Origin of the sequence: Pandoraea eparura, from assembly GCF_902459725.1 — a bacterium.
Lineage (GTDB): Bacteria > Pseudomonadota > Gammaproteobacteria > Burkholderiales > Burkholderiaceae > Pandoraea > Pandoraea eparura.
On record NZ_CABPSH010000001.1, the window covers coordinates 422,606 to 447,498 of the forward strand.

General features: G+C 66.8%; 16 protein-coding genes. 10 read left to right on the plus strand and 6 right to left on the minus strand.

Annotation, left to right across the window (positions count from 1 at the left end; translation table 11 throughout):
• Positions 1–69 precede the first annotated feature (69 nt).
• The 3 genes from PEP31012_RS01890 to hrcA all read right to left on the minus strand — a co-directional run bounded on the left by PEP31012_RS01890 (position 70) and on the right by hrcA (position 2,800).
• The gene (locus tag PEP31012_RS01890; protein ID WP_150587652.1) at positions 70–471 is read right to left on the minus strand and encodes an RNA-binding S4 domain-containing protein; all 402 of its coding nucleotides are present in this window, start codon (positions 469–471) and stop codon (positions 70–72) included.
• On the minus strand, positions 468–1,661 hold the full coding sequence (hemH, locus tag PEP31012_RS01895; protein WP_150587653.1) for a ferrochelatase: 1,194 nt from the start codon (positions 1,659–1,661) through the stop codon (positions 468–470). The genes PEP31012_RS01890 and hemH overlap by 4 nt, the downstream gene beginning before the upstream one ends.
• Before the next feature lie 110 nt (positions 1,662–1,771).
• Entirely contained in the window at positions 1,772–2,800 is a 1,029-nt protein-coding gene (gene hrcA / locus PEP31012_RS01900) for a heat-inducible transcriptional repressor HrcA (protein ID WP_150587654.1), read from the minus strand.
• A 113-nt stretch (positions 2,801–2,913) separates the two neighbouring features.
• Between hrcA and PEP31012_RS01905 the strand changes: the two genes are divergently transcribed.
• Both PEP31012_RS01905 and recN read left to right on the plus strand, forming a co-directional pair.
• Entirely contained in the window at positions 2,914–3,822 is a 909-nt protein-coding gene (locus tag PEP31012_RS01905) for an NAD kinase (RefSeq protein WP_150587655.1), read from the plus strand.
• 23 nt (positions 3,823–3,845) lie between these two features.
• A complete protein-coding gene (gene recN / locus PEP31012_RS01910) occupies positions 3,846–5,510 on the plus strand; it encodes a DNA repair protein RecN (RefSeq protein ID WP_150587656.1) in 1,665 nt (554 codons plus the stop codon).
• 94 nt (positions 5,511–5,604) lie between these two features.
• Here the strand turns inward: recN and glnE are convergent, their stop codons facing one another.
• Positions 5,605–8,493 (minus strand): bifunctional [glutamate--ammonia ligase]-adenylyl-L-tyrosine phosphorylase/[glutamate--ammonia-ligase] adenylyltransferase, encoded by a 2,889-nt coding sequence (glnE, locus tag PEP31012_RS01915; RefSeq protein WP_484549313.1) that lies wholly within the window; start codon positions 8,491–8,493, stop codon positions 5,605–5,607.
• 194 nt (positions 8,494–8,687) lie between these two features.
• Here glnE and PEP31012_RS01920 point away from each other — a divergent pair, with 194 nt between their 5' ends.
• The 3 genes from PEP31012_RS01920 (at position 8,688) to aroG (ending at position 16,668) form a co-directional block, all read left to right on the plus strand.
• The gene (locus tag PEP31012_RS01920; RefSeq protein WP_150587657.1) at positions 8,688–13,115 is read left to right on the plus strand and encodes a YhdP family phospholipid transporter; all 4,428 of its coding nucleotides are present in this window, start codon (positions 8,688–8,690) and stop codon (positions 13,113–13,115) included.
• A 519-nt stretch (positions 13,116–13,634) separates the two neighbouring features.
• Positions 13,635–15,095, plus strand: a complete 1,461-nt coding sequence (gene tldD, locus PEP31012_RS01925) for a metalloprotease TldD (protein WP_150587658.1) — start codon at positions 13,635–13,637, stop codon at positions 15,093–15,095.
• A 499-nt stretch (positions 15,096–15,594) separates the two neighbouring features.
• A complete protein-coding gene (gene aroG, locus PEP31012_RS01930; protein ID WP_150587659.1) occupies positions 15,595–16,668 on the plus strand; it encodes a 3-deoxy-7-phosphoheptulonate synthase AroG in 1,074 nt (357 codons plus the stop codon).
• A gap of 105 nt (positions 16,669–16,773) precedes the next feature.
• On the opposite strand, the gene PEP31012_RS01935 is transcribed toward aroG, so the two are convergent.
• A complete protein-coding gene (locus PEP31012_RS01935) occupies positions 16,774–17,334 on the minus strand; it encodes a cob(I)yrinic acid a,c-diamide adenosyltransferase (protein ID WP_150587660.1) in 561 nt (186 codons plus the stop codon).
• Between the two features lie 332 nt (positions 17,335–17,666).
• Between PEP31012_RS01935 and PEP31012_RS01940 the strand changes: the two genes are divergently transcribed.
• Genes PEP31012_RS01940 through glcE form a run of 4 tightly spaced genes read left to right on the plus strand, consistent with a single transcriptional unit; the run spans position 17,667 to position 22,584 of the window.
• Positions 17,667–19,088 (plus strand): FAD-binding oxidoreductase, encoded by a 1,422-nt coding sequence (locus PEP31012_RS01940; RefSeq protein WP_150587661.1) that lies wholly within the window; start codon positions 17,667–17,669, stop codon positions 19,086–19,088.
• 7 nt (positions 19,089–19,095) lie between these two features.
• Positions 19,096–20,631 carry an FAD-linked oxidase C-terminal domain-containing protein gene (locus PEP31012_RS01945; protein ID WP_246171102.1) on the plus strand — a complete coding sequence of 512 codons (1,536 nt, stop codon included), beginning with the start codon at positions 19,096–19,098 and terminating at the stop codon, positions 20,629–20,631.
• 1 nt (position 20,632) lies between these two features.
• Positions 20,633–21,502 (plus strand): ion transporter, encoded by an 870-nt coding sequence (locus PEP31012_RS01950; RefSeq protein WP_150587662.1) that lies wholly within the window; start codon positions 20,633–20,635, stop codon positions 21,500–21,502.
• Positions 21,502–22,584: a glycolate oxidase subunit GlcE gene (glcE, locus tag PEP31012_RS01955; RefSeq protein WP_150587663.1), complete on the plus strand. Its 1,083-nt coding sequence runs from the start codon at positions 21,502–21,504 to the stop codon at positions 22,582–22,584. The genes PEP31012_RS01950 and glcE overlap by 1 nt, the downstream gene beginning before the upstream one ends.
• Before the next feature lie 59 nt (positions 22,585–22,643).
• On the opposite strand, the gene PEP31012_RS01960 is transcribed toward glcE, so the two are convergent.
• Entirely contained in the window at positions 22,644–24,113 is a 1,470-nt protein-coding gene (locus PEP31012_RS01960) for an aminotransferase-like domain-containing protein (RefSeq protein WP_150588041.1), read from the minus strand.
• Positions 24,114–24,355: 242 nt separating this feature from the next.
• Between PEP31012_RS01960 and PEP31012_RS01965 the strand changes: the two genes are divergently transcribed.
• Positions 24,356–24,874 (plus strand): hypothetical protein, encoded by a 519-nt coding sequence (locus tag PEP31012_RS01965; protein WP_150587664.1) that lies wholly within the window; start codon positions 24,356–24,358, stop codon positions 24,872–24,874.
• The last annotated feature ends 19 nt before the right edge of the window (positions 24,875–24,893 follow it).

Genomic DNA, 24,893 nt, shown 5'->3' on the forward strand with positions numbered 1-24,893 from the left:
CGGCCGTCGCAGCGACAGGCCAGCGCTCTCGCACGTCCTCCCACGCTGCGCCCCATTACGCCACGTCCCCTACTCGCCAACGCCGCCGAGACGCCGCCGATCCCGTTTGGTCGGTCGCCCATGCAGTTGCGCAGCGGGCTCCTGAAAGAGACGCCGACGCTCACTCTCGTCGGCACGCGCGCGCCGACTGGCGTCGGTCTCTTCATACAGCGACTGTGCCACCGGGGCCGAGCCCCGAACTTCCGCGATGGCTTTCACACGCACTTCCCAGCGCGTGCTGCCGTTGTCCACCGTGACGAGATCTCCCGGGCGGACGTCGCGCGCCGGTTTGACGCGTGCGTCGTTGCACAGCACTCGACCACGATCCACCGCCTGTGTGGCGAGCGAGCGTGTCTTGAAGAAACGCGCCGCCCACAACCATTTGTCGATGCGCGTGGCGGCCTGCGGAGAATCGTCGACCTTGACCGTCATGTGCTCGCTCCCGGCTGGCCCGGTGCCGATGCGGCCGATGCCACCGATGCAGCCGCCGCGGCGTTGGCTTCGTCGAACGCCGCCACGGCCGCCACTTGCCGCTGCCGGGTCGAGGCCACCGCCGCCGCCGAGGCCTGGGCCGCGCCCTCGGGCGTCAGCACCGGCCACCCTTGCAGGTGGCGCGCCGCAATTTCGCCAAGCGCCGTGATCCAGGCGCTCGCACCGTTCAGACACGGAATGAAGTGGAACGCCTTACCGCCGGCGGACAGATATGCTTGGCGGCCTTCCATATTGATTTCTTCAAGCGTCTCGAGACAGTCGGAGGTGAAGCCCGGGCAGAACACGTCGACCCGCGGCGTACCGCCACGGCCCAACTCTTCGAGCGTGGGCGCCGTGTACGGCTGCAGCCATTCGGCCTTGCCGAAACGCGACTGGAAGGTGAGGCGGCAGGTCGTCTCGTCGAGGCCCAGCGCGGCGGCCAGCGCACGCGCGGTCTTCACGCACTGGTCGTGATACGGGTCGCCCAGGTCGAGCGTGCGGCGCGGCACGCCGTGAAAGCTCAGCAACAGCCGCTCGCCCGCCGAGAAGTCGGGCCGGCCATGCTGCTGCCAATAGCCTTCCACCTGCTGGCGCAGTGCCTCGATGTACGCCGGATGATCGTGGTAGTCGCGCACCGTGCGCACGTCGGGCTGATTGCGCAGCCGGCCGAGCACACGGAACACGGCGTCGGTCGCGGTGGCGGTCGTACTGCTCGAATACTGCGGATAGAGCGGCAGCACCAGAATGCGCTCCACCCCGTTTTGCCGCAGCGCGCGAATGCGCTCCGGAATCGACGGATTGCCATAGCGCATGGCGTAGTCGACGACGACGTCGTAATCGTTGGCATGCAGCAAGGCGCGCAACGCGTTCGTCTGGTACTCGGTGTTGACCTTGAGCGGCGAGCCGTCGCGGCTCCAGATCGTCGCGTATTTCCGCGCCGACTGACGCGAGCGCAACGGCAGGATCACCAGCCGCAGCAACGGCTGCCATATCAGCGGGGGAATTTCCACGACGCGAGGATCCGACAGGAACTCGCGCAAATAGCGGCGCACGGCCGCGGGACGCGGCTCGTCGGGTGTGCCGAGGTTGATCAGCAGAACGGCAGTCTTGCCGGTCTGGCCATGCGAAATGGGTTCGGGATCGAAGCGCATGGAGCGTACTTTACCGCAAGGCGGGCGGAGGGTGCCGCGCCCCACCGCCGGCGCGCCGACTCGGCACCTCTGAACGAAGGCCGGTGCCGGCATCGCCGAGGCGATGCCGCCTAGTGCTGGCTGAGCGCGTTGGAAAGCAGCTTGGCCGTGATGTCGACGATCGGAATCACGCGCTCGTAGGCCATGCGGGTCGGGCCGATCACGCCCAGCGTGCCGACCACTTCGCCGTCGACTTCATAAGGTGCCGTGATGACCGTCATCTCCTCGATCGGCACGAGACTCGACTCGCCGCCAATGAAAATCTGCACGCCCTGCGCGCGGCTAGAGACATCGAGCAACTGCAGCAGGCCGGTCTTCGACTCGAACACGTCGAACAGCTTGCGCAGGCGCGCCATGTTCGACGACAGATCTTCCACGCCCAGCAGATTGCGCTCGCCCGAGATCAGCACGCTCTCGCGCGAGGTGTCGGCCATGGCGTCGCTGCCGGCCTGAACGGCCGCCTGCATCAGGGCACTCATGTCGGAGCGCAGGGCATCGAGTTCGCCGCGCAAGGACGCGCGCACCTCATCGAAGCTTTGGCCGCCGAAATGGGCGTTCAGATAGTTCGCCGCCTCGACCAGTTGCGCCGGGGAATGATCCTTTTCCGTCAGGATGATGCGGTTCTGCACGTCGCCGTCGGGGGTGACGATGATCAGCAGCACGCGCTTGTCCGAGAGCCGCAGAAATTCGATCTGCCGGAAGGTCTGGCTGCGGCGCGGCGTCAGCACCACGCCCGCGAACTGCGAGAGATTCGAGAGCACTTCCGCGGCCGAGGCGACCAGTTGCTGCGGTCCCGCCGGCTGCAGCCGCGTCTGCACCTGCGACGCCAACTGATGTGCGGCATCGCCAAGCGGGCGAACCGTGAGCATGGTGTCGACGAACAACCGGTAGGCGCGCGGCGTGGGGATGCGTCCGGCAGACGTATGGGGGCTGGCCACGAAACCGAGCGCCTCGAGGTCGGCCATCGCATTGCGAATGGTCGCCGGCGACAGGTCGAGCCCGGAGTATCGGGAAAGCGTGCGCGACCCCACCGGCTGGCCATCGGCGATGTACCGTTCGATCAGGGTTTTGAGTAGCGTTTGCGCACGTTGATCTAGCATGGCGAAAATTGTAACGCGAAATGTACAACCACGGCGTGCGGCAAACCCCGACGGGGTTGGCAAGGCCACGCGTGCCGATGGTTGCTGTCATCGACTTATGGTGTAATGGCGGCATGAAAACAGGGAGCCCCTTCAAGACCGTGGCGCTCGTCGGGAAGTACCATGCCGACGGCGTCGCCGAACCGTTGCTCACGCTGGCGGCCTGCATTGCCCAGCGGGGGCATCACGTCGTGTTCGAGCGAGATACGGCGCACAACATCGGCGCGGCCGCCGATCCTTACCGTCCCCTCGATATTCAGGAGATCGGTACGCAGGCCGACGTGGCAGTGGTCATCGGCGGCGACGGGACGATGCTCGGCGTCGGCCGCCAGCTCGCCGCGTCGAAGGTGCCGCTCATCGGCGTGAACCACGGACGCGTCGGTTTCATCACCGATATTCCGCTCGACGAGATGCGCCAGGTCGTGCCGGCCATGCTCGAAGGGCATTTCGAAGCCGAGCAGCGCACGCTGCTGGCCGCGCGCATCGAGCGCGACGGCCAGACGCTGTTCGAGACACTCGCGTTCAACGACGTGGTCGTGAACCGCTCGGGCATCTCGGGCATGGTCGAGCTGCGCGTCGATGTCGACGGGCGCTTCATGTACAAGCAGCGCTCGGACGGCCTGATCGTCGCCACGCCCACCGGCTCGACCGCGTATGCACTTTCGGCCACCGGCCCGATCCTGCATCCGCGCCTTGGCGGCGTGGTGCTCGTGCCGATCGCCCCGCACGCGCTGTCGAATCGCCCGATTGTGCTCCCCGATTCGAGCGACATCGTCATCACGATCACCGGCGGGCGCGAAGTCGGCGCCAACTTCGACATGCAGTCGTTTGCCGAGTTGCGTCAGGGCGACCGCATTCTGTTGGGCCGCTCCGAACACCAGGTGACGTTCCTGCATCCGGTCGGCTACAACTACTACGCGACGCTGCGCCGCAAACTGCACTGGAACGAGCATATCTCCGACGAAGATTCGCCGCAGACCTGACTTCACGCCCTCTCCGACCTCCCATGCTACGCAGTCTCTCGATTCGCGATTTCGTGATCGTCGATCGTCTCGACCTGGAATTCTCCGCCGGCTTCACCGTGTTCTCGGGGGAGACCGGCGCAGGCAAATCGATTCTGATCGACGCGCTGGCGCTGGCGATGGGCGAGCGCGGCGACGCCAGCATGGTGCGCGCCGGACAGACGCGCGCCGACATCACCGCTGAATTCGCCGCCGACGCCGCGGCCCGTCCCGATCTCGAAGCCTGGCTTCAGGCGCAAGCGCTCACGCTCGAAGAACACGGCGGCGTGTTGCTGCGCCGCGTGCTCGACTCGGGCGGACGCTCGCGCGCCTTTGTCAACGGCACGCCCGCCACCCTCGCCCAACTGCGCGAACTCGGCGAGATGCTGGTCGACATTCACGGGCAGCACGCCCATCAGCAGTTGCTGCGCCCCGACGCGCAACGCCGTCTGCTCGACGCCCATGCCGGCGCCACCGCGCTCACGGCAGACACGGCGGCGGCGCACAAGGAATGGCGGCGTCTCGTCAAACGTTGTGAAGAAGCCCACGGGCGCGACCGCGAGTTGCAGCTCGAGCGCGAACGCCTCGAATGGCAGACGGCCGAACTCGACAAGCTCAATCCTCAGGTCGGCGAATGGGACGACGTGAACGCCGAGCATCGTCGCCTGTCGCATGCCGCCAGCCTCATCAACGGTGTGCAGGGCGCGCTCGACGTGCTCGCGGAAGCCGACGGCGCGATCGTCCCGTCGCTCGGACACGTGGTGCACCAGATTCGCGAGCTGGCCGAGATCGACGCCGGGCTGGCCGACGCGCTCGCCGCGCTGGAGCCGGCCGAAATTCAGCTTCGTGAAGCCGTCCACTCGCTCACGCATTACGCGCAACGCATCGATCTCGATCCCGAACGCCTGGCGGTGGTCGAGCAACGTCTCGATGCGCTGCATTCCGCGGCCCGCAAGTTCCGCGTCTCTCCCGAGCAACTGCCCGCCGAGCAGGCCGAACGCCGTGCCCAACTGGAAGAACTGACCGCATCGCAGGACACGGCGGCCATGCAGGCGGCAGCCGACGCCGCACACGCGACCTATCTGAGACTGGCGGCGGCATTGTCGAAGGCGCGCGCGGCGGCGGCGGCGTCGCTCTCACGCGAAGTCACGCGCGCCATGCAGGATCTCTCGATGCCGGGCGGACGCTTCGAAGTCGCCCTGAGTCCGACGCCCGAGCCACAGTCGTTCGGTCTGGAGACGGTCGAATTTCTCGTCGCGGGTCACCCGGGCGTGCCCACGCGGCCGTTGGCGAAGGTGGCGTCGGGCGGCGAGCTGGCCCGTATCAGCCTGGCATTGCAGGTGATTGCCAGCAGCGTGAGCCTCACGCCAACCCTGATTTTCGACGAAGTCGATTCCGGCATCGGCGGCGCCGTGGCGGAAGTGGTCGGCCGTCTGCTGCGGGAATTGGGTCAGGGACGGCAAGTGTTGTGCGTCACCCACCTGCCCCAGGTCGCCGCGCTCGGCCACCAGCATCTGCGTGTGAAGAAACGCAGCGACGGCGATACGACCATGAGTGAGATCGAACCGCTCGGCCGCACCGAACGCGTCGAGGAGATCGCCCGAATGCTCGGCGGCGTGGAAATCACCGCGACGACGCGCAAGCACGCACGGGAAATGCTCGCGCTCTGAGCGCCCTTCATGTCCACCGATCGGGCACGCGTCGTGCACCGACCGCACGCAGGGCAATGACGGGCGGCGCATCATCGGCCGCCCGCGACCCCCATCAGACCGGCCCTGCGCTGGAAAACACCGAATCCCACAGCGCCATGACCGCATGGCGTTCGGCCGCGACATCGTCGGCCGGCACGCGCGCCGCTTCCACGCCATCGAGCCGCAACTTGTGCTGGCGCTTGCGATAAGTCCGATAAGCGGCGGCCGCACCGTCGGCCAGCGTCGCGTCGATCAGCCCGAGCTGCGCGGCTTCGCGCAGCAGCGCGATGTTCCCCGCATTGCGCTGCAGCGACGGATGCGCCCCCGAATGCAGCAGCACCAGGTATTGCACGGTGAACTCGATGTCCACCATGCCGCCGCGGTCGTGCTTCAGATCGAAGAGCGGTGTCGGGTTCGGATGCCCTTCCAGCACCTTGCGTCGCATCGCCACGATTTCCTGCGCGAGCGGCAGTGCCTCGCGCGGCGTGGCGAGTACCTGCGCACGGATCTTCTCGAACGTCGCACCGATCGCTTCGTCGCCGGCACAGAAGCGCGCGCGCGTGAGCGCCTGGTGCTCCCAGACCCACGCGGTGTTCGCATTGCCCTCGCGGAACTGGTACTGACGGAAACTCTCGACGCTCGTCACCAGCAAGCCCGACAAGCCGTTCGGCCGCAAGCGCAGATCAACGTCGAAGAGCGTGCCCGCTCCCGTGTGTGTCGTGAGCCACGTCACGAACCGGCGGGCGAGCGCGGCATAGGCGTCGGGCGCGCGGTCGTCATCGTCGTCGTAGAGGAAGATCAGATCGAGGTCGGACACATAACCGAGCTCCTTGCCGCCCAGCTTGCCGTACGCGATGACCGAGAAGCGCGGCACCTCGCGGTGACGCGTGGCCACGTGCGGCCAGACCGTCGAGATCGTCACGTCAACGATGATGTCCGCCAGCTCCGAGAGCCGGTCGCCGATCGCTTCGACCGACAGCGTGCCCTGCAAATCGAGCAGCAGGATGCGGAACACCTCGGCGTGATGCGCCCGCCGCAGAATGTCCATCTGCACTTCGACGTTGCCGGCCGCGCCCGAGGCGTTCAGGCTCAGCAGCAACTGCGTCTTGAACGACGCCCAGTCGAACGGCGCGGCGAGCGCTTCGTCGTCGAGCAGTTCGTCGAGCAATTGCGGGTGACGGATCAGGTAGCCCGCCGCCCAGCGCGAGCCGGCCAGCACCTTGACGACGCGCTCCAGCGCGCGCGGATACTCGGTGAGCAGCGCCAGATACGAACTGCGGCGGCTGATGGTCGCGAGCAGATCGAGCATGCGCGCGAGCACGGCATCGGCCTCACCCGTGCCCGCCGCTCCCTGCACGGCGCGCTGCACGAGTTGATCGAAGCGACGCCGGCTGGTCTCGCCCAGCGCCTTGTAGCGCGACGACGTCCAGACGGCGCGCAGCCGGTCGAGGGCGCCGTCGGCGTCGGCGAAGCCGAGGCGCGCGAGTTGATTGCCGAGATCGCCCGTCTGCGTCTCGTCGGCCAGACACTCGCTCCACAATTCCGACGGGCATTCGCAATCGCCCGCGCCCGACGCGGCCGTGCGCCCGCTGCCGCCCGCCTTGTCCGCGAAGATCTCGTCGAACTGCGCGGCGACAAACTCGCGATGCTCGTCGAGCACCGTCATGAAGCTCGCCTCGTCGGGGAAGCCCATGGCGCGCGCGACCGCGAGACGATCGTCGCCGGGAGCCGGCAGGATGTGCGTCTGCGCGTCGTCCAGATACTGGATGCGGTGTTCGAGCTTGCGCAGAAAGACGTAGGCGTTGGCCAGTTCGTCGGCCACGTTCTGCGCGAGCCAGCCGCGTCGCGCCGCCACGCCCAGCACGGCGAGCGTCGGCCGCACGCGCAGTTCCGGCTCCTGCCCGCCGCGGATCAGTTGGAACACTTGCGCGGAGAACTCCACTTCACGGATGCCGCCGCGCCCAAGCTTGATATCGTTGATGCGTGCCGGTTTGGCGCGCGCGCGGCGCTCCGCCTCGTGACGAATCTGCTCGTGCAGCGCGCGAATCGCGCCGATCACGCCGTAATCCAGGTACCGGCGGAACACGAACGGCTGAACCAGCGACGCGAGCAGGCGCTCGATGCGCTTGCCCGGCTCGCTTGCCACCTCGGACACCAGCCGCCCCTTGATCCACGCGTAGCGCTCCCACTCGCGCCCCTGCACATAGAAATACTCTTCGAGCATGGGCAGGCTGCACACGAGCGGCCCCGAATCGCCATTGGGGCGCAGGCGCATGTCCACGCGAAACACATAGCCGTCCGGCGTGAGTTCGGAAATCATGCCGATCAGCTTGCGGCCGAGCTTGGTGAAGAATTCGTGGTTGGAGAGCACTCGCAGGCGGCTCGCCGTCGCCGGATCGGCGTCGTCGGGGGCCGACGTGTCGCCGTCGTCTTCATAAACGAAGATCAGGTCGATGTCCGACGAGACGTTCAGTTCGCGCCCGCCCAGCTTGCCCATGCCGACCACCGCGAGCGTCTGGCGCTGCCCTTCCGCATTGCGCGGCACGCCGTGGATGGCTTCGAGCTCGCGCGAGAGCACGGCGATGCCCGCCTGCACGGCGAACTCGGCAAGCGCTGTCATGGCCTCGGTGACCTCGGACAACTCGGCGCGGCCGTCCAGGTCGCGCTGCATGACCGCGCACAGCGCTTCGGCGCGCAGCACGCGCAACGCGCGGGCCAGGCCCGCCTCGTCAACACCCGCGGCGCCCGAGGGTTGCTCGGGCGGCGAGAGCTGCGCGCCGGTGATGGCTTCGAAGCGATGCGCGAGCCAGCGCGCGTCCACGGGGTGCTCGGCCAGGGCGGGCAATGCCTCGGCGAGCGCGGGACGGCTCGCCAGCATGCGCGCGGCATAGCGCGAGTAGGACGCGATATCAGCGGGGCTAGCGGATCGGCTAGCGGATCGGATATCGGACGGGATGTCGATCGGGTTTTCGGGTGAACTCACTGGCGGGGTTCCGGTCAGCAATGAGAATGAAGAGACTTTCGAAGGCTTACCCGTGCGCGAGATAACGCCGGATCACCCGTCTGTTTCTCCTACGGCCGGGCCGTCGGGCGGCCTTGGGCTTGTGTTACAGTCTTTGCCACAGAAACTACCACATTCCCTCGTAGACGCGCAGCATGACCGACCGTAAGCCGCCCGCCTCGTCCACCGGCAACCGGTCCTGGTTCTCGTCACTGCCGCGTGGCTTGCGACTGGGCCTGGAATGGCTGCTGGCGCTCGTCGTCATCGTCTATTTCGGACTCGGCGCCGTCGTCCTCACGACCCGCTATGTCATCCTGCCCCGGGTGTCGGATTACCGCCCGCAGATCGAAGCGGCCGCCTCGCGCGCCATCGGCCTGCCCGTCACCATCGGCCGCATCGACGCCGTCTGGCACGGCTGGCACCCCTACCTGACGCTCGAAGACGTTCGTATTACACGACCGGCACGCCCCGCGCACGCGCCCGCCATCACGTCACTCGCTTCACTCGCCTCCCGCGCGGCGCAGGCAACGCGTGCGACGAACCCCGCACGTGCCACGCCGAACGCGCCGAACGCGCCGAACACGCCGCCCGGCGCGCCGCCGCCCGCCGAGCCCAGCCTGACGCTTCACCGGCTCGACGCGGTGCTCTCGTGGACCAGTCTGATCCACCTCGACGTGCGCCTGTCGAATCTCACGCTATCTGAACCCGATCTGACCATCGAGCGCCTCGCCGATGGCACGATCCTCGTCGCGGGCATGCCGGTGACTGGCAGCGGCGGCACGACCGACTCGACCCCCGCCGACTGGCTCATGCGTCAGTCGCGCGTCGTGATTCGCAACGGCACCCTGCGCTGGCGCGATGCCACGCGCGATGCGCCCGATGTCGTCGTCACGCAGGTCAACGCCATGCTGCGCAATCGCGGCTTCGAGCATCGCTTCGGCATGCAGGCGACGCCGCCGACGGGCGTCGTGGCACCGCTCGACATTCGCGCGCGATTCACCCATGCGCTGTTTGCGCGCCCCGGCGAAGTCAAGCGCTGGCGCGGTCAGCTCTATGGCGAGGTCGGCACGCTCGACCTGACCGAACTGGCCCGCTACGTCGACTTGCCGGGCAAGGACTCACGCGGTCGCATTGCCGCTCGGGCATGGGTCGACTTCGACGGCGGCGCGATCACGGGGGCGACGCTGCGCGCCGCGGGCGCGAACACGTCGGTCCAGTTGGCCGACAATCTGCCGCCGCTGACCTTCGACGCCACGCAGGGACGCATCGACGTCACCCGCGCGGGGCCGCAGTCCAACGCCGGCTGGCAACTGCGCGCCCGCGATCTGACCTTGCAGGCCGCGGGGCGCCCGACGCTCGACGTGCCCGATTTACGTGGCACCTACGCGCCGGCCACGACCGAACACGGCCTTCACGTTGCCTTCGCGGGCCAGCGCTTCGACATCGGCGCCGCGATGGCGCTGGTGCCGTCGTTGCCGCTCGATGCGCAAACGCGCGATGCGCTCGCGAGCTTCCAGCCGCGCGGCCGGTTGGCCAATTTCGACATCAGCTACCAGGCCCCGAAGCCCCACGGCCCAAGCAACTGGCGCGACCTGCCGGGGATCCGGCAACTGCCGCCCGAACGCGAACGCTACCGGGTGGTCGCCGACTTCGATGATCTCGGCATCGATAGCGCGCCCAGTACGCATCCGCCGGCGGATCCGGGGTCGCCCAATGCCGGGCGTCCCGGTTTCGCCCATCTGGGCGGACACATCGATGCCGACCAGTCGCGCGGCAGCCTGACGCTCGATGCAAAGCACGCCTCGCTCGACTTCCCCGGCCGCTTCGACCAGCCGCGCATCGACCTCGACTCGCTCACCGCGCGCACCTCGTGGCGCGTCTCGCACTCGGCGACCCAGCGCGACGCCCCGGCGAACGTGCAGGTGCGCGTCGACGCCCTGCACCTGCAAAATGCCGAGCTGACGGGCGATGTGAGCGGTACGTGGCATAACGGCGGCAAGGGCAACGGCATCGTCGACCTGAAAGGCAACATCGTGCGCGCGAACGCCAGCGCGGTGCCGCGCTACCTGCCGACCGACATCGGCGCGAGCGTGCGCGATTACCTGCAACGCGCGCTGCTCGCGGGCACGGTGCAGAACGCGCCGTTCGAGGTGCAGGGCGACCTCGACGACTTCCCTTACCCCAAGGGCGGCGGCAAGTTCCGCATCGACATACCGCTCGCGGACGTCACTTTCAACCCGTCGCCGCTGCGTCCCGGCCATACCGAAGTCTGGCCGGCCTTCGAGAAGGTGCGCGGCAATCTGCGCTTCAACGCCGACAAGCTGCACATCGCCATCGACAGCGGCACGGTCTTCGGCGTGACGCTCACGCAGGTAGTGGGCGACATCAACGACATCGGCCAGGACGATTCCGTGCTCACGCTCAAGGGCGACGCCCGCGGCCCCGCGGCGGACTTCGTGAAGTACCTGAACGGCAGCCCGGTCGGGCATTGGATCGGCGACTTTACCGACGAGACCCGCGCGAGCGGCACCACACAGCTCGCGTTGCAGTTGTCGATGCCGCTCGATCACACCGATCGATCGAAGGTCACCGGACGCGCACGCTTTTTGCGCAACGACATCACGCTGCTGAGCGGCTTGCCGACCTTCGGTGCGGTAGACGGCGACCTGGCATTCACCGAGCGCGGCATCACGCTGAACAATCTGCGCGGCACATTCCTGGGCGGCGACGTGCGCGCCTCAGGCGGCAGCCGCGACGACGGCACCATCGCGCTGAACATCGCTGGCGCCTTGACCGCGCAAGGGCTGCGTGACAATCGGGAGAGCGCGTCGGTCGCGCAACTGGCCAAGCGCATGACGGGCAGCACCCCCTACACGGCGACGGTCACGGTACGTCAGGGGATGACCGAGGTGGCCGTGCAATCCACGCTCACCGGCCTGGCCGTGAGCCTGCCCGCGCCACTCGGCAAGAGCGCGGAGACCTCACTGCCCGCGCGCTTCACGCTGCGCCCCCTGGCCAACCCGGGCGGCCGACGCATCGAGACGCTCGACTTCGCCATCGGCAGCGTTCAGGGCAATTACGTACAGCAGCGCACCGGGGGAAGCGCAGGGAGTGGCGCACGCGTCGAGGTACTGCGTGGCGGCATCGGCATCAATCAGCCCGTGCCCGCACCGCGCGAGGGCGTACAGGCGGCGGCCCAGTTCGATACGCTCGACGTTGACGCCTGGCGCGGCGTTATCGCGTCGCTCAGCAGCGACGCCGGAACGGCCAGCGCACAAGACCCCAAGGGCACTGACGGCGCTGTAGGTAGCGGCAGCACATCCCCCGCGCCGGCGGCCGCGTCAGCCACAGCCACGACGGCACGCGACGAATTCGGCGCGCTCACGCCGTACCTGCCGACGCGTATCGCGCTGCATGCGAAGCAGGTGCGGCTGATGTCGCGCCAGTGGCCAGAACTGGTGCTGGGCGCACAGCGCGACGATCGCGACTGGCAGGTCAGCCTGGCCTCCGATCTCGTTTCCGGTTTCGCCGAGTGGCATGCGCCCGATGCAAAGAACCCATCGGGCACCGTGCGCGCACGGCTCGCGAAGCTGGTGATTCCGCGCGAGGACCACGGCAACGACGTCCTCACGCAAGTGCTCGACGAACCGAGCGACGAATTCCCGGCCATCGACGTCGTGGCGAACGATTTCGTCCTGCGCGACAAGCCGCTGGGCCGGCTGGAGTTGAATGCACACAACGATGTCGAGGACGGCGTGCCCGTGTGGCAGCTCACCCAACTGTCGCTGAGCAACAGCGCCGCCACGCTCAACGTCAAAGGTAACTGGCGGACCTCGCGTCGCCGCGCGGCCGCCGCGGGCAGCGATGTCGTGCCGCGCCGCACCGTGCTCGATTTCCATCTCGACGTGAAGGATGCCGGCGGCCTGCTCGACCGCCTGGGGCTGCCCAAAACGCTCAAGGACGGCTCGGGCACGGTCTCGGGCCGCTTCGGCTGGCGCGGCGGTCCCGATGCGATCGATTATCCGACGCTCGGTGGCCGCGTGGCGATCGACCTCAAGCGCGGGCAGATCCTGAAGGCCGACCCCGGACTGGCCAAGCTGCTGGGCATTCTGTCGGTGCAAACGCTCGCCAAGATCCTGACGTTCGACTTCAACAGCGTGATCGGCAGCGGCCTGCCGTTCGACAGCATCGACGGGAACGCCACAATGCAGGGCGGCGTGGCCAACACCACCGATCTGACGATCAACGCCAATGCGGCGACCATCAGAATCGATGGCCATACCGACCTCGCGCGCGAGACGCAGGACCTGAACGTGCTGGTGCTGCCGAAGATCAATGCGGCGTCGGCCTCGCTCGCGTGGGCGATTGTCAACCCGGCACTGGGCATCGGTTCGTTTTTCGCGCAACTGGCGCTGGGCGAGCAGCTCTCGCGCACGCTCTCGACGACCTATCGCGTGAGCGGCTCCTGGGACAATCCCGTCATCGAACAGGTCGACAGCAATAAGAGTAAGATCGATGCATCCCTGGAAACCCGGCCCAGCGCGCAAAATATCGCGCAGCCGGGCGGCTTGCGCGGCAATTGAGGGTCGATTCGATACGCCTGACGCGTTTGGTGTGCCCGCCATGACCGCCATGACCGACATGACCGACATGACCGATATGCCCGATATGTCCGATATGCCGATACTCGGTTCCGCACTGAATCCACCCCTGACATGACGAGTTTCGACACGCCATCCGCCACCAAGTCCGCCACCGCTGCGGCGATGCCAGACGGACACTGGAAGCGCTCCTTGCCGGCGCGCCGGATGGCCGCGTGGGCCAGCCGGGCTTGCCGGGGGGCGTGTCGGGCGTGTCGGACAACGACGACCTGCGTTTTCCCGAGTTGTCCCGTGTCACGGGCGACGGTACGCTCGACGTCGTACCCGCCGCCCGCGTCTGCTCGACGGGCCGCGCGCACGGCGATCGGTTGCGGTACGCTGGGGCCACCGAGACGCCGAGCCACAGGCGCGTGCGCGCGCCGGGCGGCATCGCGTGCCGCAGGGTTGATTTCGTCGCTTTCGCCCTCATCTACCGAATACATTTCCTTGGCCTGACACCGCATGAAAATCATCGACACCGGCATCCAGAACCTGGCCACCGCCCGTGAGCTGCTGCTCACGCCGTACGGCCTCGACGAAAGCCACCTGCAACGCGCGCTGGGCGACATCTTCACGCACCGCGTGGACTACGCCGACCTGTACTTCCAGTACACGCGCAGCGAAGCGTGGAGCCTCGAGGAAGGCATCGTCAAATCGGGTTCGTTTTCGATCGATCAGGGCGTGGGCGTGCGCGCCATCGTGGGCGACCGCACCGCGTTCGCCTACTCCGACGACATCTCCGACATCGCGCTCAAGGACGCCGCCGCCGCCACGCGCAGCATCGCCACGGCCGGGCGCGGGCGTGTGAAAGTCGGCAGCAAGCTCTCGAATACCAGCGGTCACGGGCTGTACCTGCCGTCCGATCCGCTCGCCTCGCTCGACGCGAATGGCAAGGTGGCGTTGCTCGAACGCATCGAAAAGCTCGCCCGCGCGCGCGATCCGCGCGTGTCGCAGGTGATGGCCGGACTGGCCGGCGAGTACGACGTCGTGCTGGTCGCGCGCAGCGACGGCGTGATCGCCGCCGACGTGCGACCGCTGGTGCGTGTGTCAGTCACGGTCATCGTCGAATCCAACGGCCGCCGTGAAATGGGCAACAGCGGCGGCGGTGCGCGGCTGGACTACGCGTTCTTCACCGACGATCTGCTCGAAAAATACGTCAAGGAAGCGGTCGACGGCGCCATCGTCAAGCTCGACGCCCGTCCGGCGCCGGCCGGCGCGATGACCGTCGTGCTCGGCCCGGGCTGGCCCGGTGTGCTGCTGCACGAAGCCATCGGCCACGGCCTGGAAGGCGACTTCAACCGCAAGGGCTCGTCGGCCTTCTCCGGACGCCTCGGCGAGCGTGTCGCCGCCAAGGGCGTCACGGTGGTCGACGACGGCACGCTCTCCAACCGTCGCGGCTCGCTGAACATCGACGACGAAGGCAATCCGACGCAGTGCACCACGCTCATCGAAGACGGGATTCTGCGCGGCTACATGCAGGACAGCCTGAACGCGCGTCTGATGAAGATGCCGGTGACGGGCAACGGCCGCCGCGAATCGTATGCCGCGCTGCCGATGCCGCGTATGACCAACACGTACATGCTCGGCGGCGACAAGGATCCCGGGGAGATCATCGCGTCGGTCAAGCACGGGCTGTATGCCGTGAACTTCGGCGGCGGTCAGGTCGACATCACCAACGGCAAGTTCGTGTTCTCGATGTCCGAGGCTTACATGATCGAGGACGGCAAGATCACGTATCCGGTCAAGGGCGCCACGCTCATCGGCAACGGCCCGGAATCGCTCAAGGACGTCACCATGATCGGCAACGACATGTCGCTGGACTCAGGCGTGGGCGTTTGCGGCAAGGAAGGCCAGAGCGTGCCGGTGGGCGTCGGACAGCCCACGCTGCGCATGGAGAACATGACGGTCGGCGGTACGGCCTGACACCGGCATGGTCCATGCACAACGCAGCACATTGCAGCGTTAGCAAGGCCTGCGGCGCGTGCCGTGTCACGCGTCGGATGGCGCACCGCAAAAAATGCGTCAAGCATAGCAAAGCGCCCGGCTCAAACCGGGCGTTTTCGCGCATTTTTTGAAAAACACAGTTATTCAACGCAATTCTTGATATCGGAATGCGGAAATTCTGCGCGTTTTCCGGTCAGATAGCGGCTATCGCGGTTGCGGCGCCATTCGATTAGGCGTATAAAGTGGTTCCTGTGCACGGCAAACGCGTGCAATGCAATGTCGAAGACGCCTCTCATGACCGCCCATTCGTTTTACTTTTATTTTTTTGCGATTCTCACACCGCTGGCGGAAGGAGAGGGGCAGTTGCAGCAGTAAGCACCGAAACGAATCCTGAAAAACCGCCAGCCAGTCTGGCGGTTTTTTTTTGACCCGAATCCCGAGAAACGAACCGCAGCTCGAACTGCCCAGGAGAAATACCATGCCTCCCCACAACACCGATGATGTCCGTATTCGCGAGCTCAAGGAACTGACGCCGCCGGCGCATCTGATTCGCGAATACCCGTGCTCGGACAAGAGCGCGGACCTCATCCATCGCTCGCGCGGCGCCATTCACCGCGTGCTGCACGGCATGGAAGACCGTCTCGTCGTCATCATCGGCCCGTGCTCGATCCACGATCCGAAAGCCGCGATGGAATACGCGGCGCGTCTGGTCGAACAGCGCGAGCGCCTGAAGTGCGAACTCGAAATCGTGATGCGTGTGTACTTCGAGAAGCCGCGTACGACGGTGGGCTGGAAGGGTCTGATCAACGACCCGCACATGGACAACAGCTTCAAGATCAACGACGGGCTGCGCCTCGCGCGCGACCTGCTGGCCCAGATCAACGAACTGGGTCTGCCCGCCGGCACCGAGTACCTCGACATGATCAGCCCGCAGTACATCGCCGATCTCGTGTCGTGGGGCGCCATCGGCGCGCGCACCACCGAATCGCAGGTGCACCGCGAACTGGCGTCGGGCCTGTCGTGCCCGGTCGGGTTCAAGAACGGCACCGACGGCAACGTCAAGATCGCCGTCGACGCCATCAAGGCCGCGTCGCAGCCGCACCATTTCCTGTCGGTGACGAAGGGCGGTCATTCGGCCATCGTGTCGACCGCAGGTAACGAGGACTGCCATCTGATCCTGCGTGGCGGCAAAACGCCGAACTACGACGCCGCCAGCGTGCAAACCGCCTGCGACGACATCGCCAAGTCCGGCCTGGCCGCGCGCGTGATGGTCGACGCGTCGCACGCGAACAGCCAGAAGAAGCACGAGAACCAGATCCCGGTCTGCGAGGACATTGCCCGCCAGATCGCCGCGGGCGACGACCGCATCATCGGCGTGATGGTCGAGTCGAACCTTGTGGCCGGGCGCCAGGATCACGTGCCGGGCAAGCCTCTGACCTACGGCCAGAGCATCACCGATGCCTGCATCGACTGGGAAGACAGCCTGAAGGTGCTCGATACGCTGGCCGAGGCCGTGCGGGCGCGCCGTCTGGCACGTGGCGCAGGCAACTAAGGCGCAGGCAATGCCGGGCATGGGCGGCCAGTGGCCGCCAGATTTCCCCGCCTGACCGTAACCAGCGCGCAGGGCGGTCGAGTGTGCCCGTGTCCGGTCGCTTGATTACGCCCCGCCCTCGGCTCGGTCGTGCCGCCACAGCACGTCGGTGCCGCCGCCGGCCCGGTTGAGCACCCGCGCGAGCACGAACATCAGATCGGACAGACGGTTGACGTACTGACGCGGCGCGGGGGCCACCGTTTCCTCGGCGCCGAGCGCCACCATGGCGCGTTCCGCGCGCCGGGCCACGGTTCGGACCACATGCGCGAGCGCCGCCGCGCGCGTGCCGCCCGGCAGGATGAACTCCTTGAGCGACGGCAGATCGGCGTTGTATTGCGCGATCCAATCGTCGAGTCTGGCCACCTGAGCGTCGCCGATCAGCGTATGACGCGGCATGCTCAGTTCCCCGCCAAGGTCGAACAGATCGTGCTGAATCTCGAGAAGCACGGCGTGCACGTCGGGCGGCAGGGCTTCGCACAGCAGGACGCCGATGTGCGAGTTGGTCTCGTCGATCTCGCCGATGGCGACGATACGCGTGCTGAACTTGTCGACGCGTGCGCCGTCCCCAAGACCGGTCTTGCCCCCGTCGCCCGTACGCGTGACGATCTTGCTCAAACGATTCCCCATCTTCTGATCCCTACCCTTCGCGGCACGGCTTGCCCGCCAGCCCGCCATCCGGGCGCGGACCGACCTGCCTGCGTTGATTGAAATGGACCGCACACACCCCGGATGCCTGCTTTTCGGGCAATTCCGATGTCGCGCAGTCGCGGCAAGTCCGTATGATATGACGCAAAGGGTGGGGAAAAACGCCGCCACAGCGTAAAATCCCCGCTCATAAGACGTCAGGACGTGCGCCCCGGCATCATGTTGCTCCAGGCCATGCCCGAGACCTCGCCCCTGACTTGGAGACGGCCGCCGCTGATCGGCGCTGGCCGCCCGGAGACCCGAAGGAGAAAGCCGTGAATCACCCCCATCTGCCATTCGCCGCCAAGCGTGCGTTTCCCGACGTGCTGCTCACCGAGCTGAAAGCGCTGCTGGGGGAGCGCGTGAGCACCCAGACGGCGCTGCGCGAACACCACGGCCGGGACGAGTCTCCGTTCGACCCCATGCTGCCCGACGCCGTCGCCTTCGCGCACAGTACCGACGAGGTCTCGCAGATCGTCAAGCTGTGCGCCAAATACCACGTCCCCATCATTCCGTACGGCGCGGGATCGTCGCTCGAGGGGCACCTGCTCGCGGTCGAGGGGGGCCTGTCGCTCGACCTCTCGGAGATGAACGAGGTCGTCTCGATCAACGCGGAAGACCTGACCGTCACCACACAGCCGGGCATCTCGCGCAAGGCGCTCAACGAAGCGCTGCGCGACACGGGCCTGTTCTTTCCGATCGACCCGGGCGCCGACGCCAGCATCGGCGGCATGTGCGCCACGCGCGCGTCGGGCACCAATGCCGTGCGCTACGGCACCATGCGCGAGAACGTGCTGGCGTTGACCGTCGTGCTCGCTGACGGCCGCGTGATCCATACCGGCACGCGCGCGCGCAAGTCCTCGGCCGGCTACGACCTGACGCGCCTGTTCGTCGGCAGCGAAGGCACGCTGGGCATCATTACCGAGGTGACGGTGCGTTTGTATCCGCAGCCCGAGGCCGTGTCGGCCGCGATCTGCGCGTTCCCCACCATGACCGATGCAGTGAATTGCGTCATCCAGACGATTCAGTTGGGCGTGCCGGTTGCGCGCGTCGAGTTCGTCGACGCGCTGGCCGTGCGCGCCATCAACAAGCATTCCAAGATGACGTTGCCCGAGACGCAAACGCTGTTCTTCGAATTCCACGGCAGCGAGGCCGGCGTGAAGGAGCAGGCGGAGACCGTCGAAGCCCTGGCCAAGGAAAACAGCGGGACCGGCTTCGAATGGGCCACCCGCACCGAAGACCGCAACCGCCTGTGGAGCGCGCGGCATAACGCGTACTTTGCGATGCTGCAACTCCGGCCGGGTTGCCGCGCAGTCACCACAGACGTTTGCGTGCCGATCTCGCGCCTGGCGGAGTGCGTGGGCGAGACCGAACAGGACCTGCGGGCGTCGAGCCTGCCCTGCCCGATCGTCGGTCACGTGGGCGATGGCAATTTCCACGTCGCGATCCTGATCGACCCGGACAAGCCCGACGACATCGAGGAGGCCGAGCGGCTCAACCGGCGCATTGTCGAGCGCGCGATTCGCATGGGCGGCACGTGCACCGGCGAACACGGCGTGGGCCTGCACAAGATGGGCTTTCTCGTCACCGAACACGGGGAAGGCGCCATCGACGTCATGCGTGCGATCAAGCTGTCGCTCGATCCGCACAATCTGCTCAATCCGGGCAAGATTTTCCAGTTGCACCCGGCGGACTGAACGCCGCATGAATGCTCCCGCCACCCCGCACGGACAATCCGGCCCGCTTCCGGCGGGTGCCGCGACCGATGACGCCGACGCCCTGAACACGCGTCAGCGTCACTTGCTCGACGCGCTCTCGCAGATTCTGCCGCCGCATTGCATTCTGCATCGACGCGAGGACACCACGCCATACGAGTGCGATGGTCTCGCTGCGTATCGACGCGTGCCGCTCGCCGTCGTGCTGCCCGAGTCCGAATCGCAGGTGCAGCGCATTCTGCAGGCCTGTCATCAGCTCGGCATTCCGGTCGTGCCGCGTGGCGCGGGCACCAGCCTCTCCGGCGGGGCAATGCCCATCGCCGACGGCCTGGTGCTCTCGCTCGCCAAGTTCAAGAAGATCGTTGAAGTCGATCCCTATGCCCGTACCGCCACGGTGCAGCCCGGCGTTCGCAATCTGGCGATTTCCGAAGCCGCCGCGCCGTACGGCCTGTATTACGCGCCTGATCCGTCGTCGCAGATCGCCTGCACCATCGGTGGCAACATCGCCGAGAATTCCGGCGGTGTGCACTGCCTGAAGTACGGGTTGACCGTGCACAACGTGCTGCGCGTGCGCGCCATCACGATGTCCGGCGAGGCCATCGAGTTCGGCTCGCTCGGCCCCGACGCCCCCGGTCTCGACCTGCTCTCGGTCTTCATCGGCAGCGAGGGCATGTTCGGCGTGGTGACCGAAATCACCGTCAAGCTGGTGCCCAAGGCGCAGACGGCACAGCTCATCATGGCGAGCTTCGACGACGTGGAGACCGGCGGCAACGCCGTGGCCGCCATCATCGCGGCGGGCATCATCCCGGCGGGGCTCGAAATGATGGACAAGCCGGCCACCCAGGCCGTCGAATCGTTTGTCCACGCCGGCTACGATCTCGACGCCGCCGCCATCCTGCTGTGCGAATCGGATGGCACGCCGGAAGAGGTCGCCGAGGAAATCATGCGCATCTCCCATGTGCTGCGCACCTCGGGCGCGACGCGGTTGCAGATTTCCCGCAGCGAAGAAGAGCGCCTGCGCTTCTGGTCGGGACGCAAGAACGCATTCCCCGCCGCCGGACGCATTTCGCCTGACTATTACTGCATGGACGGCACGATTCCGCGCCGCGCGATTGGGACGTTGCTCAAACGCATCGAGGGTCTGGAACAACAGTACGGGTTGCGCTGTATTAACGTCTTTCATGCGGGAGACGGCAATATGCATCCACTCATTCTTTTCAACGGCAACGACCTCGACGAGTGGCATCGCGCCGAGGCGTTCGGGAGCGACATTCTCGAAGCATGTGTTGAACTTGGCGGCACGATCACAGGCGAACACGGCGTGGGCATCGAGAAGATCAACTCGATGTGCGTGCAGTTCTCGCCCGACGAGCGCGACGCGTTCTTCGGGGTGAAGCGCGCGTTCGACCCGGTCGGACTGCTCAACCCCGACAAGGGCATTCCCACGCGCGCGCGTTGCGCCGAATACGGCAAGCTGCACGTGCGCGGCGGTCTGTTACCGCATCCCGACCTGCCGAGGTTCTGACATGCGCGCGCTGTCGGAATGGCTGCCGCACGATTGGCGGCAGCGGCTCTACGTCATCATCTTCGAGGCCGACACGCGCCAGGGCCGCCTGTTCGACATCGCACTGCTCATCGCCATCGTGCTGTCGGTGCTCACGGTCATCGTGTCGAGCGTGCCGGCCGTGCAGGCTACCGCCTCGCTGCCGATGGCGATTCTCGAGTGGTTCTTCACGCTGCTCTTCACCGCCGAGTACCTCGCGCGACTGCTCAGCGCGCACCGGCCGGTGCGTTACGCACTGTCGTTCTACGGCGTCATCGATCTGCTGGCGATCCTGCCGACCTACCTCGCGATTCTGGTGCCCGAGCTGCACGGCCTGATCGACGTGCGCCTGCTGCGCCTGATGCGCGCGTTCCGGATTCTCAAGCTCACGGCGTATGTGAACGAAGCCGGGGTACTCAGCGTTGCGCTCTATAATGCACGCCGCAAGATCCTCGTGTTTCTCGGGTTCATCTCGATCATCGTAGTGATCTTTGGCACGCTCATGCACATCATCGAGGGACCGGAGCACGGTTTCACGAGCATTCCCGTGGGCATCTACTGGGCCATCGTCACGCTCACGACCACCGGCTATGGCGACGTGGTACCCGTCACCGCACTGGGCAAGGCGATCACCGGCTTCGTCATGTTGCTCGGCTACAGCGTGATTGCGATTCCCACCGGCATCATGGGTGCCGAAATTCATTCGGCGATGCGCAAGCGAGCGATCACCACACGCACCTGCCAACAGTGCCACACCGAAGGGCACGACCCCGATGCCCGCTACTGCAAGGATTGCGGCAGCGAGCTGGGGCCCTATCAATCCGACCCGCCACCGCCACCAGAACCCAGTTGATGACCGATACGAACGACACACTCGAGCACTTCCGCGCCGTCATCGAGCACGCCACGGCGCACCGCGCGCCGCTTCAACTGCGCGGCGGCGGTACCAAGGCCTGGTACGGCCAGCAACGCGTGGGCGACGTGCTGGACACACGCGCCTACAGCGGCATCGTCGCCTACGACCCGGCGGAACTGGTCATCACCGCCCGGTGCGGCACGCCACTGGCCGACGTCGAAGCGGCGCTCGCCGAACGCAATCAGTTGCTGCCGTTCGAGCCGCCCTACTTCGGTCATGGCGCCACCCTCGGCGGCGCGGTGGCCGCCGGGCTTGCCGGGCCGCGTCGCAGCGCCGTGGGCGCCGTGCGCGACTTTGTGCTCGGTGCCAAGTTGATGGATGGTCGGGGTCACGTGCTGAACTTCGGCGGACAGGTGATGAAGAACGTCGCCGGTTACGACGTCTCGCGCATGCTCGCCGGCTCGCTCGGCACGCTGGGCCTGATTCTCGAGGTGTCGATCAAGGTGCTGCCGCTGCCATTCGCCGAGCTGACGCTGCAATTCGAGATGAACGCCATCGATGCCGTGCGCAAGCTCAACGAATGGGGCGGGCAGCCGCTGCCGATCACCGGCAGTGCGTGGCGCAACGAGTTGCTGGTGATTCGTCTGGCGGGGGCGTCGGCGGCGATCAAGGCCGCGCGCGTGAAGATGGGGGGCGAGCTGGTCGATGCCATACATGCCGCCAAGTTCTGGCATGCCATCCGTGAGCAGACCGACAATTTCTTCGCCGACGCGGGACCGGGGCAGGCGCTGTGGCGCCTGGCAGTGCCGTCGACGGCCGAGCCGCACCGGCTGCCGGGCAAGCAACTGATTGAGTGGGGCGGCGCGCAGCGCTGGTGGATCACCGATGCCGACGCGCAAATCGTGCGCTCGGCGGCGCGGCAGGACGGCGGGCATGCCACGCTCTTCCGCTACGGCGAGCCTGGCGTGAGCGTCTTCACGCCGCTCCCCGCACCGGTCATGCGCATTCACCGCAATCTGAAGTCGGTATTCGACCCCGCCGGCATCTTCAACCCGGGACGGATGTATCCCGAGTTCTGAACCCGATGGCGCGGCGCTTGGCTTGGCCGGGCGTAGCGGCATCACTCACGCCCGAGCGTTCAGCGCTTCGCGTCCAGCAGGCGTGTGACCTCGGTCGCGAGCGTGCGCACCGCTGAGTCGATCTCGCGCGTGAATGGCTGGCCGCCGTTGATGCGCAGAAAGTGATCGTAGCGCGCCGAGTTGGAAAACAGACTGCCCGGCGCCACGCGAATCCCCTTGGCGAGCGCCGCGTCGAACAGTCGCTCCGAGCTGACGCCGCCGGGCATCTCCACCCACAGACTCAATCCGCCCGCGGGCAACGTCAGGCGCGTGCCCGCCGGGAAGTAGGTCGCGATCGCTTCGGCCATCGCCGCGCGATGCTCGCGCAACTGGGCGCGCAGACGACGCAGGTGACGATCGTAACGGGGCGAGTCGATGAACTCCCCCATCGCCATCTGGGCGAGCACTTCGTTGGGCCGCGTCTGCGCATATTTGAGCATCTCCACACGCCCCTGCCACTTGCCGCCCGCTATCCAGCCCAGGCGCATGCCCGGCGCCAGGGTCTTGTGCAGCGATGCGCAATGAATCACGTTGCCGGTTGTGTCCCATGAGCGAACCGCGGCAGGGATATTGCCGTCGTCGCCAAGCGCCGAATAGGTGTCGTCCTCGATGATTGCGATGCCGCGCGATGCCGCCCACCTCACGAGCCGCGCCTTGTGCGCATCCGGCATCACCGACCCGAGCGGATTCTGGAAATGCGGCACGACGATGACCGCCTTGATGTTCTCGTAGGTCTCGCTCGCCAACTCGAGCGCCTCGAGCGAGATGCCGGTCTGCGGACTGGTGGGAATTTCGAGCGCCCGCATGCCCATGCTCTCCAGCGTCTGCAGCAGCGCGTAGTAGGTCGGCGACTCGACGGCCACGACGTCGCCAGTGCCGGCCACCGCCCGCAGCGCGAGATTGATCGCCTCGATACACCCGTGCGTGACGACGATCTCCTCGGGATTGATATTCATGCGCGCGTCCAGGGCACGGCGGGCAATCGCCGCGCGAAACCGCGCCTCGCCGCCGCCCGGCGGAGGCGTGCCGTAGAGCAGCGGATGATCGCGCAACGCGCGAATCGTGGCCTGGCGCAGCGCGTTGACCGGATAAAGCGACGGGGACCCGTGGGCGACGGCGAGGTTGATCTTGACCTCGGCCTGCAGCCCTCGCGCAAGGATCGACGACACCCGCTGATTGATGCCGACGTATTGCCTCAGGTCGGGCACCCAGGGCCGCGGCTCGGCCACCGGCACGAGACTCGCCCGGGCCGGCGCACGCACGAAGTAACCCGAGCGGGGACGCGCCTCGAGCAGGCCTTGTGCCTCCAGGTGACGGCACATCTGCAACGCCGTCGACAGGCTGACCTGGTGCCGCTCCATCAACATGCGCACGCTCGGCATGCGGTCGCCCGGCGCGAGCGTGCCCGCCTCGATGGCATGACGGTAATGACCGGCGAGCTGGCGGTAGAGCGGCGCGCGCTCCTGCGGGACGGCGACAGGCGGGGCCATCGGATCGCCCGCGCTCAGCGGCAGCGTGTCGTCCGAAGCAACCAAGGGGAGTGTGACGGCATTCATGCGCCAATGATCCGGTATGGCACGCGACCATAACAGATACAGATTCGATGAATTGGGATCGTAACAGATTGCCCGGTGCCGCTCTGTTGCGGGCGAAACGGGTCCCCTGTGTGCCTACCGGGGCGGACCAGCGACCGATACGCTTGACTCACCCGTTCAACGCCCCGGAGTCCGTCATGACCAAGCCCTCCACGCCCCCGCTGCCGTCGTTGCCCACCCTGTCCTCGCTGTCCTCGCTGTCCTCGCTGCCGCCCGCGTCTTCCGATGTCGGGCTCGCGCGACGTCACGTCGAGGCTGAATCGTCCAGCGGATGCATTGCCCTCCCCCGAACCGCCCCTCGCCCGGCCGGCACACACGGCGATACGTCGGGCACGCGAGCCGCGCCGCTTACGTTGGCGCGCGGGCAATCGTTCCATGCCTATGCAAGCCGCGACACGGTGTTCCATGTCCAGCAAGGTCGGGTCGCGTTCAGGCTCGCACCGCGCTGGCTGTCGGGGCGCGTTTGGCGAGACGCCGTCGCGCTGACGGCGGGGCAGGTGTATGTGGTCGAGACGTCCGGCTGGTTGGCGCTGACCAGCGACGCCGGCGCGAAGATCGCCCTGCGCGAGGACGCGAACCCGACGCGTCGTCTTGCCGAGCCGCAGGGCCACATCATGCGTCGTTGGCGACAGATGTGCGAGCGTTTCGGCTTCTGAGTCGATCCGCACAACGGTC

Excerpts from the sequence above, each read along its gene's own strand:
- PEP31012_RS01890 (WP_150587652.1), bottom strand. The coding sequence starts at position 471 with ATGACGGTCAAGGTCGACGATTCTCCGCAGGCCGCCACGCGCATCGAC.
- hemH (WP_150587653.1), bottom strand. The coding sequence starts at position 1,661 with ATGCGCTTCGATCCCGAACCCATTTCGCATGGCCAGACCGGCAAGACT.
- hrcA (WP_150587654.1), bottom strand. The coding sequence starts at position 2,800 with ATGCTAGATCAACGTGCGCAAACGCTACTCAAAACCCTGATCGAACGG.
- PEP31012_RS01905 (WP_150587655.1), top strand. The coding sequence starts at position 2,914 with ATGAAAACAGGGAGCCCCTTCAAGACCGTGGCGCTCGTCGGGAAGTAC.
- recN (WP_150587656.1), top strand. The coding sequence starts at position 3,846 with ATGCTACGCAGTCTCTCGATTCGCGATTTCGTGATCGTCGATCGTCTC.
- PEP31012_RS01920 (WP_150587657.1), top strand. The coding sequence starts at position 8,688 with ATGACCGACCGTAAGCCGCCCGCCTCGTCCACCGGCAACCGGTCCTGG.
- tldD (WP_150587658.1), top strand. The coding sequence starts at position 13,635 with ATGAAAATCATCGACACCGGCATCCAGAACCTGGCCACCGCCCGTGAG.
- aroG (WP_150587659.1), top strand. The coding sequence starts at position 15,595 with ATGCCTCCCCACAACACCGATGATGTCCGTATTCGCGAGCTCAAGGAA.
- PEP31012_RS01935 (WP_150587660.1), bottom strand. The coding sequence starts at position 17,334 with ATGGGGAATCGTTTGAGCAAGATCGTCACGCGTACGGGCGACGGGGGC.
- PEP31012_RS01945 (WP_246171102.1), top strand. The coding sequence starts at position 19,096 with ATGAATGCTCCCGCCACCCCGCACGGACAATCCGGCCCGCTTCCGGCG.
- PEP31012_RS01950 (WP_150587662.1), top strand. The coding sequence starts at position 20,633 with ATGCGCGCGCTGTCGGAATGGCTGCCGCACGATTGGCGGCAGCGGCTC.
- glcE (WP_150587663.1), top strand. The coding sequence starts at position 21,502 with ATGACCGATACGAACGACACACTCGAGCACTTCCGCGCCGTCATCGAG.
- PEP31012_RS01960 (WP_150588041.1), bottom strand. The coding sequence starts at position 24,113 with ATGGCCCCGCCTGTCGCCGTCCCGCAGGAGCGCGCGCCGCTCTACCGC.
- PEP31012_RS01965 (WP_150587664.1), top strand. The coding sequence starts at position 24,356 with ATGACCAAGCCCTCCACGCCCCCGCTGCCGTCGTTGCCCACCCTGTCC.